The organism is Wenjunlia vitaminophila DSM 41686 (assembly GCF_000380165.1).
GTDB lineage: Bacteria > Actinomycetota > Actinomycetes > Streptomycetales > Streptomycetaceae > Wenjunlia > Wenjunlia vitaminophila.
The window spans coordinates 21391-37638 of the sequence record NZ_KB904667.1; the positions used below are offsets into that span (position 1 = coordinate 21391).

General features: G+C 72.1%; 20 protein-coding genes and 1 tRNA gene. 15 read left to right on the forward strand and 6 right to left on the reverse strand.

The genetic code is table 11. The features are described 5' to 3' along the window. The first annotated feature begins 30 nt into the window (after positions 1-30). On the forward strand, positions 31-378 hold the full coding sequence (locus A3IG_RS29575) for a hypothetical protein (RefSeq protein ID WP_018383932.1): 348 nt from the start codon (positions 31-33) through the stop codon (positions 376-378). A gap of 37 nt (positions 379-415) precedes the next feature. Here the strand turns inward: A3IG_RS29575 and A3IG_RS0112655 are convergent, their stop codons facing one another. Both A3IG_RS0112655 and A3IG_RS0112660 read right to left on the reverse strand, forming a co-directional pair. Continuing rightward, positions 416-1006 (reverse strand): isochorismatase family protein, encoded by a 591-nt coding sequence (locus A3IG_RS0112655; protein WP_018383933.1) that lies wholly within the window; start codon positions 1004-1006, stop codon positions 416-418. 168 nt (positions 1007-1174) lie between these two features. Further along, positions 1175-2545 (reverse strand): nicotinate phosphoribosyltransferase, encoded by a 1371-nt coding sequence (locus tag A3IG_RS0112660; RefSeq protein ID WP_018383934.1) that lies wholly within the window; start codon positions 2543-2545, stop codon positions 1175-1177. 149 nt (positions 2546-2694) lie between these two features. Between A3IG_RS0112660 and clpS the strand changes: the two genes are divergently transcribed. The 3 genes from clpS to A3IG_RS0112675 all read left to right on the forward strand — a co-directional run bounded on the left by clpS (position 2695) and on the right by A3IG_RS0112675 (position 5366). Beyond that, complete coding sequence (gene clpS, locus A3IG_RS0112665; protein ID WP_018383935.1) at positions 2695-2982, forward strand: ATP-dependent Clp protease adapter ClpS; 288 nt, start codon at positions 2695-2697, stop codon at positions 2980-2982. A gap of 27 nt (positions 2983-3009) precedes the next feature. Continuing rightward, positions 3010-3594, forward strand: a complete 585-nt coding sequence (locus tag A3IG_RS0112670) for a DUF2017 domain-containing protein (RefSeq protein WP_018383936.1) — start codon at positions 3010-3012, stop codon at positions 3592-3594. A 293-nt stretch (positions 3595-3887) separates the two neighbouring features. Beyond that, positions 3888-5366: an amino acid permease gene (locus A3IG_RS0112675; RefSeq protein ID WP_018383937.1), complete on the forward strand. Its 1479-nt coding sequence runs from the start codon at positions 3888-3890 to the stop codon at positions 5364-5366. Positions 5367-5530: 164 nt separating this feature from the next. Here A3IG_RS0112675 and A3IG_RS31905 read toward each other — a convergent pair whose 3' ends face one another. Then, the gene (locus tag A3IG_RS31905; RefSeq protein WP_058032916.1) at positions 5531-6166 is read right to left on the reverse strand and encodes a hypothetical protein; all 636 of its coding nucleotides are present in this window, start codon (positions 6164-6166) and stop codon (positions 5531-5533) included. Between the two features lie 278 nt (positions 6167-6444). On the opposite strand from A3IG_RS31905, the gene A3IG_RS0112685 reads away from it, so the two are divergent. From A3IG_RS0112685 to A3IG_RS0112715, 7 genes are all read left to right on the forward strand, one after another. Then, the gene (locus A3IG_RS0112685) at positions 6445-6987 is read left to right on the forward strand and encodes a GntR family transcriptional regulator (RefSeq protein ID WP_018383939.1); all 543 of its coding nucleotides are present in this window, start codon (positions 6445-6447) and stop codon (positions 6985-6987) included. Beyond that, the gene (locus A3IG_RS0112690) at positions 6984-7763 is read left to right on the forward strand and encodes a GntR family transcriptional regulator (protein ID WP_018383940.1); all 780 of its coding nucleotides are present in this window, start codon (positions 6984-6986) and stop codon (positions 7761-7763) included. Before A3IG_RS0112685 ends, A3IG_RS0112690 begins: the two co-directional genes overlap by 4 nt. Before the next feature lie 148 nt (positions 7764-7911). Next, positions 7912-8343: a Mov34/MPN/PAD-1 family protein gene (locus A3IG_RS0112695; RefSeq protein ID WP_018383941.1), complete on the forward strand. Its 432-nt coding sequence runs from the start codon at positions 7912-7914 to the stop codon at positions 8341-8343. 55 nt (positions 8344-8398) lie between these two features. Then, positions 8399-8500, forward strand: coding sequence for a putative leader peptide (locus tag A3IG_RS35855; protein WP_018383942.1), 102 nt, complete (start codon positions 8399-8401; stop codon positions 8498-8500). 154 nt (positions 8501-8654) lie between these two features. Continuing rightward, entirely contained in the window at positions 8655-8930 is a 276-nt protein-coding gene (locus A3IG_RS0112705; RefSeq protein ID WP_018383943.1) for a MoaD/ThiS family protein, read from the forward strand. An 8-nt stretch (positions 8931-8938) separates the two neighbouring features. Further along, positions 8939-9889, forward strand: coding sequence for a PLP-dependent cysteine synthase family protein (locus A3IG_RS0112710; protein WP_018383944.1), 951 nt, complete (start codon positions 8939-8941; stop codon positions 9887-9889). 400 nt (positions 9890-10289) lie between these two features. Beyond that, entirely contained in the window at positions 10290-11045 is a 756-nt protein-coding gene (locus tag A3IG_RS0112715) for an MBL fold metallo-hydrolase (RefSeq protein ID WP_018383945.1), read from the forward strand. Positions 11046-11079: 34 nt separating this feature from the next. Here the strand turns inward: A3IG_RS0112715 and A3IG_RS0112720 are convergent, their stop codons facing one another. Further along, complete coding sequence (locus A3IG_RS0112720; RefSeq protein ID WP_018383946.1) at positions 11080-12462, reverse strand: PTS transporter subunit EIIC; 1383 nt, start codon at positions 12460-12462, stop codon at positions 11080-11082. A gap of 254 nt (positions 12463-12716) precedes the next feature. Between A3IG_RS0112720 and A3IG_RS0112725 the strand changes: the two genes are divergently transcribed. The 4 genes from A3IG_RS0112725 to rdgB all read left to right on the forward strand — a co-directional run bounded on the left by A3IG_RS0112725 (position 12717) and on the right by rdgB (position 14924). After that, positions 12717-12950, forward strand: coding sequence for a glucose PTS transporter subunit EIIB (locus A3IG_RS0112725; protein WP_026220209.1), 234 nt, complete (start codon positions 12717-12719; stop codon positions 12948-12950). A 112-nt stretch (positions 12951-13062) separates the two neighbouring features. Next, on the forward strand, positions 13063-13812 hold the full coding sequence (rph, locus tag A3IG_RS0112730; RefSeq protein WP_018383948.1) for a ribonuclease PH: 750 nt from the start codon (positions 13063-13065) through the stop codon (positions 13810-13812). Beyond that, positions 13809-14246 (forward strand): hypothetical protein, encoded by a 438-nt coding sequence (locus tag A3IG_RS0112735; RefSeq protein ID WP_018383949.1) that lies wholly within the window; start codon positions 13809-13811, stop codon positions 14244-14246. Before rph ends, A3IG_RS0112735 begins: the two co-directional genes overlap by 4 nt. 69 nt (positions 14247-14315) lie before the next feature. Beyond that, positions 14316-14924, forward strand: coding sequence for an RdgB/HAM1 family non-canonical purine NTP pyrophosphatase (gene rdgB / locus A3IG_RS0112740; RefSeq protein WP_018383950.1), 609 nt, complete (start codon positions 14316-14318; stop codon positions 14922-14924). Positions 14925-15027: 103 nt separating this feature from the next. Here the strand turns inward: rdgB and A3IG_RS0112745 are convergent. Together A3IG_RS0112745 and A3IG_RS0112750 are read right to left on the reverse strand one after the other, a co-directional pair. After that, positions 15028-15102, reverse strand: a tRNA-Leu gene (locus A3IG_RS0112745). A gap of 92 nt (positions 15103-15194) precedes the next feature. Further along, a complete protein-coding gene (locus tag A3IG_RS0112750) occupies positions 15195-16163 on the reverse strand; it encodes an ABC transporter ATP-binding protein (RefSeq protein ID WP_086019936.1) in 969 nt (322 codons plus the stop codon). Positions 16164-16248: the final 85 nt, after the last annotated feature.

Below are 16248 nucleotides of genomic sequence, written 5' to 3' on the forward strand. Positions count from 1 at the left end.
GGGCCGCGCCAACGGGGCGACCATGGCTCCATGGCCACCGGTGGGTTCGTGCGGCTCCCGGACGGGAGCGTGGTCGTGGCCCTGCTCCTGGCGCACCCGGCCGGGGGCCCGGGGCCGCTGCGGGTGATCGCGCACGCGGCGAGCCGGCAGCGGGCGCTGACCCGGGTGCGCAACCTCGGCTTCCACGGGGTCCAGCTCCGCGGCAACAGCGCACCGCCGAACCCGGACGAGGTCAGCGCGGTGCTCTACCACCCGCAGGGCCTCCTGTGGCGACCCGCGTACGCGGGGCAGGACGAACTGTGGCGCCCGATCGGTGCGCTGTTCCGGCCCGCGGGGCCACAGCACGCCGCCGACCGGGGCCGGCCCACCGGGGGATGAGGCCCGCGGGCGGACGGCGCTACTTATCAGACAGCCCCTAGGCCGACACCACCGGCTCGCCGGAGAGCCGCACCCCCGCGGCCCGCAACTCCTCCAGGGCACGCTCGGTGCTCTCCCGGGCGACGCCGGCGGTCAGGTCGAGCAGCACGTGGGTGGCGAAGCCCTCCCGCACCGCGTCCAGGGCGGTGGCCCGCACGCAGTGGTCGGTGGCGATGCCGACCACGTCCACCTCGCCGATCCGGCGGTCCCGCAGCCACTGGGCCAGGCCCACCCCGTTCTCGTCCCGCCCCTCGAAGCCGCTGTACGCCGCGGCGTGGGCGCCCTTGTCGAAGACGGCCTCCACCGCGCCCGAGGCGACGGCCGGGGCGAAGTTCGGGTGGAAGCCGACCCCCTCGGTCCCCGCCACGCAGTGCGCGGGCCAGCTCTGGGCGAAGTCCGGGTGGTCGGAGAAGTGCGACCCGGGATCTATGTGGCAGTCCCGCGTGGCCACCACGTGGGCGTACCCCGCGGTTGACTCGCCCACCAGGTCGGTGATGGCGGCGGCGACCTCGGCGCCGCCGGGGACGGCGAGGCTGCCGCCCTCGCAGAAGTCGTTCTGGACATCGACGACGATCAGTGCCCGGTGCATGGCGCGTCCTTCAGGTCTCGGGCGGACAGCGGGTCTTCGCAGGGTGGGATCGCGGACCGGCGGGCGGCCACGGGTGCGCGACCGGGGACGCAGCCCACATGACTCAAGAGGTTAGAGAGCGCCGCCGGCCGGCGGGAGTGGGCCCCCGGATACCCCGTGGGTCGCCTTTCACACCAGCCTGGTGGGGATGACCGGTTCACCCCTGGAGAGCATGGTCGCGGAGAGCGGCAGCGTGTCCCGGACCCGTGCGTGCCGCTTCCTCGCGGCCTCCAGCGGCTCCCGGCCGACGGTCTCCCCGTGCCGCACCAGCGGCACCATGAGCTGCTGGTCGGCGAGGTCCCGCGGGACCTCGCCGACGCCCACCACCTCGGCCTCGGCCACCCCCTCGGCGTCCAACCGGCGCACCGCCCACTTGCGTCCGCCGTAGCTGGTCTTGGTGCCCACGGGCTTCTTGGCGACCGGCTCCAGCGGCGCGTCCCGGCCTGGCCGCCTGGCCCGGGCCACCAGCTTGTAGACCATGGACGCCGTGGGGTGGCCGCTGCCCGTCACCAGCCGGGTGCCGACCCCGTAGGCGTCCACCGGCGCGGTGGCGAGGGCGGCGATGGCGTACTCGTCGAGATCGCTGGTCACCACGATCCTGGTGCGGTTCGCGCCGAGGCTGTCGAGCTGGTGGCGCACCCGGTGGGCGAGCAGCAGCAGGTCGCCGGAGTCGATCCGCACCGCGCCGAGCTCGGGGCCGGCGATCTCCACGGCGGCCCGCACCGCCTCGGCCACGTCGAAGGTGTCCACCAGCAGGGTGGTGCCGCGGCCGAGGGACTCGACCTGCGCGGTGAACGCGTCCCGCTCGTCGTCGTGCACCAGGGTGAACGCGTGCGCGCTGGTGCCGATGGTGGGGATGCCGTAGCGGAAGCCCGCGGCCAGGTTGGAGGTGCTGGTGAAGCCGCCCACGTAGGCGGCGCGGGAGGCGGCCACCGCCGCCAGCTCGTGGGTGCGCCGCGCCCCCATCTCCATCAGCGGGCGGTCGCCGGCCGCCACCGACATCCGGGACGCGGCTGCGGCGATGGCCGAGTCGTGGTTGAGGACGGACAGGATGACGGTCTCCAGCAGCACCGCCTCCGCGAACGTCCCCTCCACCTGCATCACCGGGGAGTCGGGGAAGTAGACCTCGCCCTCGGGGTAGCCGTCGATGTTCCCGCGGAACCGGAAGTCGGACAGCCAGGCGACGGTCTCGTCGTCCACCACCCGCTCGGTGGACAGGTAACCGAGGACCGCGTCGTCGAAGCGGAAGTTCTCCACCGCGTCAAGCACCCGGCCGACCCCGCCGACCACGCCGTACCGCCGGCCGTGGGGGAGCCGGCGGGCGAACACCTCGAAGACCGAGCGGCGTTCGGCGGCCCCGCTGCGCAGTGCGGCCTGGAGCATGGTCAGCTCGTACCGGTCGGTGAACAGCGCGGTGGAGGGGACGAGCACGGGAAGCCCCAGCGCGGAGGCGGCCTCGCGTCCTGGCACCCCGGAAAGGTCGAAGCTCTGGGAGTCCATGGCGTTGATAGTACTCCGAATACTCGTCAGAGTGACGATTTCTGGTGTGGTGTGCGTCCCGCACGGGGGTTCACCGCTGGCACCGGCGGGTACCCCGCTTCGCGCCAGGGTGCTCCGGATGGCAGCATGAGCGTGTGAGTGTCGCACCCATGGAGACCGAGCGCACCCAGTCGCAGGAGGCGCCTTCGGCGGCGCCCACGCCGGATGTGCACTGGGTGACGATCGTCCACAACGACCCGGTCAACCTGATGAGCTACGTGACTTACGTCTTCCAGGCCTACTTCGGTTATCCGAGGGACAAGGCCCACAAGCTCATGATGGACGTCCACCACAAGGGCCGTGCCGTCGTCTCCAGCGGTAGCCGCGAGGAGATGGAACGGGACGTGCAGGCCATGCACGGATACGGCCTGTGGGCGACCCTCCAGCAGGACCGTTGACCCCGACCCGGAGATCACCAACGCCCCATGGCCGGACACTTCCAAGCAGCTTCCGACGGCGGAGCAGCCATCGCCCTCGACGAGGTGGAGATCTCCATCCTGCGCAGTCTCGCGGTGCAGTTGCTCGAACTCATCGGCCCGGGCCCGGTGCAGGAGGAGGGCGCCGACCCGCTGGCGGCCATGCTGGCGGACGGCCCCACCAGCCCGCCGAGCGATCCCGCGCTCGCCCGGCTCTTCCCGGACGCGTACGGGGACCCGGCCAGGCCCCGGGACCGTGAGGCGCAGGCAGCCGCGGCGGAGTTCCGTCGCTACACGGAGAACGACCTGCGCACGCGCAAGCGCGAGGACGCCCTCGCGGTGGTGCGGACCCTGGACGACCTGCTGTCCTCCGACCCCGGAGGAGGGGTGCTGGTGCTGGACGCCGAGCGTTCCCGCCAGTGGCTCGGCACCCTCAACGACCTGCGGCTGACCATCGGCACCCGGCTCGAGGTGACCGACGACGAGTCCGACGAGCTGTACCGCCTGCCCGACACCGACCCGCGCAAGCCCATGGTGCTGGCCTACCTGTGGCTCGGCGGGCTCCAGGAGACCCTCATCGGGACGATGACGTGACCCGGGTGCCCGGTCAGGGACGTCACGCCCCGTGACCACGAGGGCCCCTGACGGCCGCCCGGCCGAGGCCCGCACACGCCTCCTTCACAGGGATTTGAGGTTGCTCTGAGTTACTGCTCGAGCAGCGGAGGCAGAAGTTCCGCGTTCGTGCAACGATCAGCGCGCCTGTTTGCTGGGGTTCGTTCACCTTTGCGGCGTCCGTGCGGTGATCCGTATGGGCTAACTCACACCTTGGCCGTCGCTCTGCGTGGTAGGAATCCGGGATCTGTCCGGTGTGACGAAGGGTTCACTCCATGCACAAGCAGACGTCTGGGGAGGGCGCCCCGACCGGGGGCGAGGTCCGGTCCGAGCAGGCCCCGGAGGAGGGCTACGAACGGGGCCTGGGCAGCAGACAGATCCAGATGATCGCCATTGGCGGCGCCATCGGCACCGGTCTGTTCCTCGGCGCCGGTACGGCGTTATCCGAGGCCGGGCCGAGCCTGATAGTGATGTACGCCATCGCCGGCCTGATCATCTTCTTCATCATGCGGGCGCTCGGCGAACTGCTGACCTACCGCCCGGTCTCCGGGTCCTTCGCGGACTACGCCCGGGAGTTCCTCGGCCCGTTCTTCGGGTTCGCCACGGGTTGGACCTACTGGCTGATGTGGGTGGTCACCGGCATGGCCGAGGTGACCGCCGCCGCCACCTACATCCAGTACTGGTGGCCGGGCGTCGATCAGTGGATCTCCGCGTTGGGGTTCCTGCTGCTGCTGTTCGGGGCGAACCTCATCTCGGTGAAGCTCTTCGGCGAGGTGGAGTTCTGGTTCTCGATGATCAAGGTCACGGCGATCATCGGCATGATCCTGATCGGCGTCGGCGTGGTCACCCTGGGCGTGACCGAGGCCGGTGACACCGCGAGCGTCAGCAACCTGTGGAACGAGGGCGGGATCTTCCCCACCGGCCTGGAGAAGTCGCTGCTGACCCTGCAGATCGTGATGTTCGCCTACCTGGCGGTGGAGCTGGTCGGGGTCACCGCGGGCGAGGCCCAGGACCCGAGGAAGACGCTGCCCAAGGCGATCAACACCCTGCCGTGGCGGATCGGCATCTTCTACGTCGGGGCGCTGACCGTCATCCTCTGCGTGGTGAGCTGGACCGAGTTCGAGCCCGGGGTCAGCCCGTTCGTCGCCGCGTTCGCCAAGATCGGGATTCCTGCCGGCGCCGGCATCGTCAACTTCGTGGTGCTCACCGCGGCGCTGTCGTCCTGCAACTCCGGCATGTACTCCACCGGCCGGATGCTGCGCAACCTCGCGGTGAACGGGCAGGGGCCGGCCGTCTTCACCCGGCTCACCTCCCGGCGCACCCCGGCGGTCGGCATCCTGGTCTCGGTGGCGATGATGGGCATCGGGGTGTGGATCAACTACGTCGATCCCGAGGGCGCGTTCACCTACATCACCGCGTTCGCCACCGTCGCCGGGGTGTGGACCTGGGCGATGATCCTCGCCTCCCACCTGCGCTACCGGGCGGCGGTGCGCGCCGGCCGGGCCCCCGAGGCGTGGTTCAGGGCCCCCGGCGCGCCGTGGACGAGCTGGTTCGCACTGGGGTTCCTGGTGCTGGTCCTGGTGCTGATCGGGATCGACGAGGACTCCAGGACGTCGCTGTACGGGGCCCCGGTGTGGTTCGCCGCGCTGGGCCTCGGCTACGCGTACCTCAGGAGGCGGAACCCGCAGGCGTTCGCCCCGCAGACGCCCCCGCCGGCGGACCCGGCCGTGGACATGGAGGCGGTCGGGAACTGAGGCGCCGGGCGCCCTTCCCGCGAGCCAGCGGCCTCGCTCCGTTCCGCGCCACGGGCGGCGGGGCCGCACGGGAACGGGCCCCGGCCCCGGCCCCGGCCAGACGGCACACGGTCCGCGCAGGCCCACCGCACGCGCGGACCGTGTCCCGGACGGGCGGGTCCACGTCAGGCTGCGGGTGACGACGACCCGAGGGCCCCCCGAACCGTGGACCGCGGGCGGCGCGCCTGGCCGGGGCGGGGGGCTGCGGCGAGTGGGGCGTGGTCGGGGGCGCAGCGGGTGAGTTCGACGACGACCTGGTTGGCGAGGAACCAGGCGGCTGCCGGGTGGCCGTAGGGCAGGTGGCCATCCGCGTGTGGGGAGCCGAGGCGACCGGCGGAGTTGGGAAGGTGGAAGCCGCCGAAGACGCCCCAGACACGCGGTTTGCGGGAACGAACGAGAACCGAGTGGGCCAGGTGGGGGCAGTGACGTGCAGCGAGGGTGGCGCAGGGCACACAGATCGGGGGCTTGGTGCACAGTTCGCCCTCCGGCCAGTGGGGCGACTGCACGGTGTCGGGGCGCGGGAGAAGGAACAACCAGCCCCGGGAGGTGCGGCTGGCAGGGCCGCCGCAGACCTGGCAGAGCCGGTGGACCATCGCGCGACATTGTCGGCGGGGGTGCATCGCCGCGAAGTTGGGGCGGCCGGTGCCGGGGGCCTCGGTGACTCGGGCCCACAGCACGCCTTGGCGATCCCGGTCCGCTGGGGTCTCGTCGCGGTAGGCGAGCCCGGTGCCATCGGGGCGGGTGGCAAGAGCGCGGGCCACGGCGACGGTTTCCGTGCTCCAGACAGTGACGTAGGGAACGGGGAGACGACTCGGCCCCCAGAAGGAGAGTGGCCTGGCAGAGGCGAAGGGACGAGAGGTCATCGTTGAGGATCTTTCTCCGACAGTCGCGAACGGTTTGGTGACGGCCGGGCAACGGCCTCCTCGGAGGTGTACGCTGAGTGAAGATCTTATCGCTTTTCGCGAAAAGTAGCAAGCAATAGACTGTGGGCCTCTTGCTGAGCGGCAAGGTGGGACCAGCGATCGGGTGGGAGGGCCTTGTGAACGACAGCAGGTGGGTCAGTACCTCGACGCCGTACCTTGCTCCACCGGGGGAGGGGCAACCGGAGATCTGGGGGGCCGAGGCGGCCGCGCGGGGGCGCCGGGGGAGCCAGCGCGTCGTGGAAGCCGGAGAGGTGGCCGCCCCGGGTGAGGTCGCGGACCTCATGGGCGTCGCGGTAGGTGAGCCCGTCATTGTGCGCCGACGGGTGATGTACCTGGACGGGGACCCGTGTGAGCTGACGGACACCTACTATCCGGTGGGCATCGCCCGCGGCACCCGGCTGGCCGAGGCTGCGAGGATTCCCGGCGGGGCCATCGCCTTGCTGGCCCAACTGGGGTATGCCGGGGCCCGCGTCAAGGAGGAGGTCACCGCGCGGATGCCGGACCCGACGACGAGGGAGGCCCTGGGGACCGGCCCTCGCGAACCCGTGTTGCTGCTCCGGCGGCTGACGCTGGACCGTGCAGGACGGCCCATCCAGGTTGACGTGATGACCATGCCAGCGCACCGGCAACGGCTGCGCTACGAGATCGAGATCGGATGACCGTGTCCACGACCCCGGACGGAGGGTTCGACCGCCGCTCCCTGCACGAGCGGATCGCAGCGGATCTGCGTGACGAGATCATGAGTGGCGACCTGGCACCAGGGGCCAGCCTGCCCTCCACGGCACAGCTCAAGGCGAGGTTCGGCGCCTCCAACGCCACCGTCCAGAAGGCCCTTCAGTTGTTGAAGGACGAGCGGCTGGTCGTTGGTCGCGCCGGGGCGGCCGTGACCGTGCGCGAGCACCGCCAGCGGACCATGCGCCCCGCCGCGTACATGGCCCCTGTCGGCACGGGTGAGCAGTACCGGTGGCTCACCGAAGCAGCGAGGTACGGGGACAGGCCCCACAGCACGCTGCTCGACGTGACGGAAACCACGCCGCCCGCGGACGTCGGGTCGGCGCTCGGCATCCCGGCGAACGGCGCGGTGCTGCTGCGCAGCCAGGTGCTGCTGATCGACGACGAACCCGTGGAGCTGGTCCGGTCCTACTATCCGCTGGACCTCGCTCGTGGTACGGCGCTGATGGAACGCCGCAAGATCAGGGGCGGAACCCCCACGCTCCTCGCCGAGCGGGGCTTTCCCCCACGGCTCAGCGTCGACAGGGTCTCCGCACGTGTGCCCACCCAGGAGCAGTTCGAGGCGCTGCGCCTCCCGAGTGCCCTGCCGGTGCTGCGGACCCTGCGGGTGGTCTACAGCGACCACGACCGGCCGATCGAGGCATCGGTCATGGTGAAGGCGGGGCATCTTTACGAGCTGCGGTACGAGTTCACGCCGGACTGACCCCGCACCCCCTGGGCGGCTGCCGGGCGCCGCCGGGGGGTGGCTCCGGCCGCGGTGGCCGCTCGGGCCGCCGTGGCCTGGCCGGGGCCGGGGCCGTGGCCAGGGGCGGGCCGACGGCCCTCCGCGCCCCCCGGCCTATCCTCGTTCCATGCTGACCATCACCCGGGCGCTGCACGACGCCCTCGTCGCCCATGCCCGCGCCGACCACCCCGACGAGGCGTGCGGAGTGATCGCGGGACCCGCGGGCAGTGACCGGCCGGAGCGGCACATCCCCATGCTGAACGCGGCCCGCTCGCCCACGTTCTACGAGTTCGACTCCGCCGACCTGCTCAGGCTCTACCGGGAGCTGGACGACCGGGACGAGGACCCGGTGGTCATCTACCACTCGCACACCGCCACCGAGGCCTACCCCTCGCGCACCGACATCAGCTACGCCAACGAGCCCGGCGCCCACTACGTCCTGGTCTCCACCGAGCACTGCGGCAACGGCGACGGGCCGTTCGAGTTCCGTTCGTTCCGCATCGTGGACGGTGAGGTCACCGAGGAACCCGTGTCCCTGGTGGATGCCTACCAGGACTGACCACATACTGGGACGCCAGTCCGAATGAGATTCCGGGAATCGTTACGATGACCCCATGTGTTCCCTCGATGTGAGTGACGACAGCCGCGAAGGCGCCCTGCTGGTGGCCCGCCTGCACATCGACCTGTGCCGCCTGGCCAGCGCCATCTGTCGCTGAGCCGTGCGCCAGGCGGCCTCCCGCCCGCCGGGCGGTGCCCGGCGGGCCCCGCACGCGGTGACCCGGCCCCTGGTGTCCCGCGGTGCCCAGGCGCCCCACGGCGCCGAGCGGTGTTCGTGTAGTCCCCCTCCTTCTCACTTCTTGGAGCACACCCATGGCCATCGAGGTACGCATCCCGACGATCCTGCGCAGCTACACGGACGGGGCCAAGGCGGTGCAGGGCACCGGCGGCACCCTCGGGGAGCTCTTCGCGGACCTGGAGACGCGGCACCCCGGTATCCGGGAGCGGCTGGTGGAGGAGGACGGCGACCTGCGCCGCTTCGTCAACGTCTACCTCAACGACGAGGACGTCCGCTTCCTGGACGGGATCTCCACCGGGCTGAGCGAGGGGGACAGCGTCACCATCCTCCCCGCCGTCGCGGGCGGCTGAGCCCACCGATGCGCTACGACTCCGCACTGGCGGCCGTCGGCAACACGCCCCTGGTCCACCTGCCGCGCCTGTCGCCCTCCGCCGAGGTCCGGATCTGGGCCAAGCTGGAGGACCGGAACCCCACCGGGTCGGTCAAGGACCGCCCGGCCCTGTTCATGATCGAACAGGCGGAGGCGGAGGGCAGGCTCACCCCCGGCTGCACCATCCTCGAGCCCACCTCCGGCAACACCGGCATCTCGCTGGCCATGGCGGCCCGGCTCAAGGGCTACCGGATCGTCTGCGTGATGCCGGAGAACACCAGTGAGGAGCGCCGGGAGCTGCTGCGGATGTGGGGCGCCGAGATCGTCTCCTCACCGGCCGCCGGCGGCTCCAACACCGCGGTGAAAGTGGCCAAGGAGCTGAGCCAGCGGCACCCGGACTGGGTGATGCTCTACCAGTACGGCAACCCCGCCAACGCCACCGCCCACTACCGCACCACCGGTCCCGAGATCCTGGCCGACCTCCCGGAGATCACCCACTTCGTGGCGGGCCTCGGCACCACGGGAACGCTCATGGGTGTCGGCCGTTACCTGCGCGAACACCGCCCGGACACGGTGATCGTGGCCGCCGAACCCCGGTACGACGACCTGGTCTACGGGCTGCGCAACCTCGACGAGGGGTTCGTCCCCGAGCTCTACGACTCCTCGGTGCTGACCACCCGCTACTCGGTCGGCTCCGAGGACGCCGTGCGCCGCACCCGCGAACTCCTCCAGCAGGAGGGCATCTTCGCCGGGGTCTCCACCGGTGCCGCCCTGCACGCCGCGCTCGGCGTGGCCGCCAAGGCCCACCGGGCCGGGGAGTCGGCGGACATCGCCTTCGTCGTCGCTGACGGCGGCTGGAAGTACCTCTCCACCGGGATCTACACCGCCGACTCCACCGAGGCCGCGGTCAAGGCCCTGCACGGCCAACTCTGGGCCTGACCCGGCACGCCCCGCCGGGGCCGGTCCGCGTCCTGCGCTGACCGGCCCCGGACCCTCCAGCCGTCCCCCGGCCGGCCACCCCCGGCACCGCCGACCCCCGCCCCCCGACCGCCCAGCGCCCGAGCGCACTTCGCACCGGCGCGGTGACACGCCTGCCCGCTCGTACTGGTGATTCCGCCCACAACCGGCCGCCGGAACGGCGGTGCGGGGGTTCGGCGGCTTACTCTCGTCTGACGTGGCGGCCCGCACCCGCCGCCAGCGGCCGACCGGCACCCGCGATCCCGCAACGGTGTGGACCGGGTGCTGACGTGGCACGCCCCGCGGCGGACGACGCGTCGTTCGGGGTGCGACGTCCGTCACCGCGCGAGGCCCCCGGATCCACCGCTGGAGGTTCCTGCCCATGAAGCTCACCGTTGTCGGCTGCGCCGGGACCTTTCCCTCCGCGGACTCGCCGTGCTCGAGCTACCTCATCCAGGCCGACGGCTTCTGTCTGCTGCTGGACATGGGGAACGGCGCGCTCGGCGGGCTCCAGCGCCACTGCGGCCTGTACGACCTGGACGCGGTGCTGCTCAGCCACCTGCACACCGACCACTTCATCGACATGTGCAACTACTGGGTCGTGCGCTACTACCGCCACGAGGGCCCCGTGATGGACCGGCTGCCGGTGTACGGTCCCCGGGGCACCGAGGAACGGCTGTGCGACGCCTACGGCGGGGACCTGCCCAAGGACTCGGCGATGCGCGAGGTGTTCGACTTCCGGACGCTGGCCCCCGGTCGCTTCTCGGTGGGCCCGTTCACCGTGTACGCGGAGCGGGTGTGCCACCCCGTCGAGGCGTTCGGCTTCCGGATCGAGCACGACGGCAGCGCCCTGGTCTACTCCGGGGACACCGGTCCCTGCGCTGCCCTCGTTGACCTGGCCAGGGACGCCGACCTGCTGCTCTGCGAGGCGTCGTTCACCGACGGCAAGGAGGACGTCCCCGGGCTGCACCTCAACGGCAGGCAGGCGGGGGAGCACGCGGCCAGGGCCGGGGCCGCCAGGCTGGTGCTCACCCACATCCCGCCGTGGACCGACCCGGCGCGGAACCTGACGGACGCCCGGGCGGCGTTCCCCGGGCCGGTGGAGGTCGCCAGGGCCGGCGAGGTCTACGAGCTGTGACCCGGGTGACCGTCGCGCGGTGCCGCCCGGCGGGTCAGACCCTGGTGACGTCCTCGACGTCCTCCGCGGGTTCCCGCCCCGGGGTGTGCAGGTCCAACGTAACGATGGCCAGGCGGAAGACGACGTAGTACAGCGCGGCGAAGCCCAGGCCGATCGGGACGACCACCCACTGGCGTTGACCGAGGTGCCAGTTGACGAGGTAGTCGATCAGGCCGCCGGAGAAGCTGAATCCCACGTGGACGTCGAGGGCCCACGTCACGGCCAGGGACAACCCCGTCAGCAGGGCGTGGATCGCGTAGAGCACCGGTGCGACGAACATGAAGGAGAACTCCAGCGGTTCGGTGACGCCGGTGACGAACGAGGTCAGGGCGAACGACAGCATCATCCCGGTGACCGCCTTGCGTCGCTCCGGCCTGGCACAGTGCGCGATCGCCAGGGCGGCGGCGGGGAGGGCGAACATCATGATCGGGAAGAAGCCGCCCATGAACATCCCCGCGTCCGGGTCCCCGGCGAGGAACCTGGTCAGGTCACCCCTGACCGTCTGTCCCGAGGAGGAGTCGAAGGAACCCGCCTCGAACCAGGCGAAGGTGTTGACGAACTGGTGCATGCCGACGGGGATCAGGGCGCGGTTGATCGCCCCGAAGATGCCCGCGCCCCACGGGCCGAGGCCGATCAGGCCGTCGCTCATCGAGCTGATGCCGTCTCCGACCGGCTCCCAGACCAGACCGAAGACCACGCCGAGCGCGGTGCCGATGAAGGCCATCAGGATCGGCACCAGCCGGCGCCCGTTGAAGAACCCCAGCCAGTCCACCAGTTTGACGCGGTAGGAGCGCTGCCAGACCACCGCGGTGACCAGGCCGAGCAGGATGCCGCCGAGCACGCTGGGGTTCTGTGGTTCGCCGGCGTCGTCGGGGAACGCCTCCAGGACCCCGTGGAAGGCCAGGAACCCGACGACCGCGGCGAGCGCGGTGGTGCCGTCCGCCTTCCTGGCGAAGCCGATGGCGACGCCGACGCAGAACAGCAGGGGCAGGGTGAGCCTGGGGTCGAGGATGGCGTTCCCCGCGTGGGTGAACACCTCCGCCACCTTGTTCCAGCCCAGACCCTCGGCACCCAGCACCCCGGGCTGGCCGAGACCGACGAGCAGGCCGGCCGCGGGGAGCACGGCGATGGGCAGTTGCAGGCTGCGACCGACCTTCTGCAGTCCCCGCACCAGTCCGGAGCGCCAGCCGCGGGCGGGGGACGGACGGGTGGCGGTGGTCCCCGCGTCCGGGCCGGCCGCCGGTGGGCCGGACGCCGCGGTGGACGTGCCGGCGCCGGGCGCCCCGCCCTCCGCGGGCCCGGGCGCCGGGTCGCCGGTGTCCGGCGGGCCCGGATCGGAGGGGACGGGAGATGTGGCGGCGTCATCGGTGTCAACCATCTGGAGTCACCCTTCCGGGGGAGCGCAGGGGCGTGCGGGGACCGTGGCTCGCGCACCCGGGGGCGCCTGAGGCCCCCGGGAGTCGCCGTGGGGACCTCCGACCGGACCCGGGTGCCGCGGCGCAGCGGGCCAGCGCCACCGACCGCCTTCTGGTATAGACCATGAAGGGGGAACGGGACGTACGGGCGGCGCCCGGCCCGGGTCGGACCGCCACCCGGGTCGGGCGGGGCCGGACCGAGGACAGGGAGCAGGTCATGGCCAGCAAGGCTGAGCAGATCGTCGCCGGACTCGGCGGCGTGCGGAACATCGTCGAGGTGGAGGGCTGCATCACCCGGCTGCGCACCGAGGTCCAGGACCCCTCCCTGGTGAACGACGCCGCCCTGAGGGCCGCCGGGGCCCACGGAGTCGTGCGGATGGGCACCGCCGTGCAGGTCGTGGTCGGCACCGAGGCGGACCCACTCGCGATGGAGATCGAGGACATGATGTGATCCGTTTCCCGTCGCGTCCCGACGCGTACCGCTTCCGGCGCGGAACCACCCCTGGTTGAAGAGACCGCCTTCGGACGGTGGTCCTCGACCGCTTCCGGATAGGGTCGTCGGCATGCTTGTCAACTCAGCGGTACGAACCGACGGTCGTTCACCCGACCAGCTCCGTCCCGTCAGCATCGAACGGGGGTGGAACAAGCACGCCGAAGGCTCCGTCCTGGTCTCGTTCGGTGACACCAGGGTCCTGTGCACCGCGACCGTCACCGAAGGGGTGCCCCGCTGGCGCAAGGGCAGCGGCGAGGGCTGGGTCACCGCCGAGTACGCCATGCTGCCCCGGTCCACCAACACCCGCGGTGACCGCGAGTCCGTCCGCGGGAAGATCGGCGGACGCACCCACGAGATCTCCCGCCTGGTGGGACGTTCGCTCCGGGCGGTCGTGGACCACCGGGCGCTCGGCGAGAACACCGTGGTCCTGGACTGCGACGTGCTCCAGGCCGACGGCGGCACCCGCACCGCGGCGATCACCGGCGCCTTCGTCGCGCTGGCCGACGCCGTGCGCTGGATGCAGGCCCACAAGGTGATGAAGAGCAAGGCCAACCCGCTCGTCGGCACGGTCAGCGCGATCAGCGTGGGCATCGTGGGCGGGGTGCCACTGCTCGACCTCGCCTACGAGGAGGACGTGCGGGCCGAGACCGACATGAACGTCATCTGCACCGGTGACGGGCGGTTCGTCGAAGTGCAGGGCACCGCCGAGGGCGCCCCGTTCGACCGGTCGGAACTCGACCTGCTGTTGGACCTGGCGGTCGCTGGCTGCTCCCGCCTCGACGCCCTGCAACAGGCCGCCCTGGCGGGGGAACCGGCATGATCCCCGGCGGCCGGGGACGGCGGTGGGCGGGGAAGCGGACGGACCGGCAGGTGGGACGGGTGGCCGTCGGACTGGTGGCGTCCGCCGCCGCCGTGCTGCTGTTCGCCTCCACGGCGGCCTGCGACGCGGTGAACAAGGCGCTGGACTGCGGGGAGTTCGCGGTGGACATCACCACCGACGCGACGGAGCTCAGCCAGGCGCTCGCCCAGGCGGACCAGGACCCGCAGGGTGCCCTCGACGCCCTGCGGGAGCTGGAGCGGGACACCGACAAGCTGGGCGAGCGGTCGGACAACGCCGACGTCGACCGGGCCGTCGAGGACCTCGCCACCCAGATCACCGAGACCCAGCAGGCGCTGGACGCCGGCCGGGTGCCCAGCGCCCGCCCCGTGATGGACGCCGCCAGCGAAGTGGCCAAGGTCTGCACCCCGGGGTGACCGCTCGCCGGACCCCGTTACCACCGGGCGCACGCGGCCGACCCGCGCGGCCCACGCAAGGAGCTGTTGATGACCACCCGTCTCGTCCTCGCCACCCGGAACCCGCACAAGGTCTCCGAGCTGCGCGCCATCCTGGCGGTGGCCGGCGGTCCCCAGGACCTGCTCAGCGCCACCGACTTCCCCGACGTCCCGGACGTTGCGGAAACCGGCGTCACCTTCGCGGAGAACGCCCTGCTGAAGGCCCACGCCCTGGCCCGGGCGACCGGGCTGCCCGCGGTCGCTGACGACTCCGGGCTCTGTGTGGACGTGCTGGGCGGCGCCCCCGGGGTGTTCTCCGCCCGCTGGTCCGGGCGGCACGGCGACGACGAGGCCAACCTGCGCCTCCTGCTCGACCAGATCTCCGACATCGGTGACGAGCACCGCGGTGCGCACTTCGCGTGTGCCGCGGCCCTGGCCCTGCCGGACGGCACCGAGCGCGTCGCCGAGGGGGTCCTCGAGGGGACCCTGACCCACAAGCCGGTGGGCACCGGGGGCTTCGGGTACGACCCGATCCTGCGGCCGTCGGGGCACGACCGCACCTGCGCCGAGCTGACCCCCGAGGAGAAGAACGCCATCAGCCACCGCGGGCGCGCGTTCCGGGCCCTGGCCCCGGTGATCCGGGAACTGCTCGACGGCTGAGGGCGCGCCGGCCCGGCCCGTGCCCGTCGTGCGGGGGACCGCGGAGGCGCCCGCCGCCCGGAGGACATCCGCGGTGTCCGCGCGGCGGGCGGACCGGTGTCGGTGGGGCCGACGAGATTCGAACTCGCACTGCGCAGGACCTAAACCTGCTGCCTCCTGCCAGTTGGGCTACGGCCCCGGACCTCAGCTTACCGGGAGCCGGCAAGGGCACCGATACCGTGCGGCTCGAGCGGGTGCCGATTCCGGGCGGGGGCCGCCCCGACGGCGCGCTCAGCCGACGGCGCGGTCCGCGTACATCCGGGCGATGACGTCCTCGATCGCCGGCTCCCGGATCGACAGGTCCACCAGCGGGAACCGGGCGGCGATCTCGGCCACCAACGGGGCCGCGCTGGCGGTGGCCGGGAAGGCCAGCCACTGGCGCGGCCCCTCCACCCGCAGCGTGCGGGCGCCCTCCAGGCGGATCGGCGGCAGCTCCCGTTCCAGGTCCACCACCAGGGTGCGTTCGCTGTGCCCGCCCAGGCGCAGGCCCCTCAGGTCCCCGTCGTGCACCAACCGGCCGTGGTCGATGACCATGACCCGGGAGCAGAGCTGTTCGATGTCGGTCATGTCGTGCGTGGTGAGCAGCACTGTGGTTCCCTGCTCGGTGTTGACCGCGCGCAGGAAGGACCGCACCCGGGCCTTGCTGACCACGTCCAGGCCGATGGTGGGCTCGTCGAGGTACAGGACGCGTGGGTCGTGCAGCAGCGCGGCGGCGATGTCCCCGCGCATCCGCTGCCCGAGGGAGAGCTGGCGGACCGGCCGGTCCAGCAGGTCAGCGAGGTCCAGGAGCTCCACACAGCGGTCGAGGTTCTCCCGGTAGCGGTCCCGGGGGACGCGGTACATCCGGCGCATCAGCGCGTAGCTGTCCCGCAGCGGCAGGTCCCACCACAGCGTGGTGCGCTGTCCGAAGACCACGCCGATCCGACGGGCCAGCCGGGTCCGCTCGCGGGCCGGGTCGAGCCCGGCCACCCGCAGCCGGCCGGAGCTGGGCACCAGGATGCCGGTGAGCATCTTGATCGTGGTGGACTTCCCGGCCCCGTTGGGACCGATGTAGCCGACGACCTCGCCGCCGCGCACGGTGAAGTCGATCCCGTCCACCGCCCGCACCTCGGTCTTCTCCCGCCGGAACCGCCCGGCGCGGGTGCGCACGGTGAACGTCTTGACCACGTTCTCCACCCGGATCAGCTCACCGCCCGTCATGCCACCGGACGTGGCCGCCCCCGAGGACGAGGCCCGGGGCGGTGGGACGGGGAACGCGGTGTCCCCCGTGGGGTGGTCCGGCGGC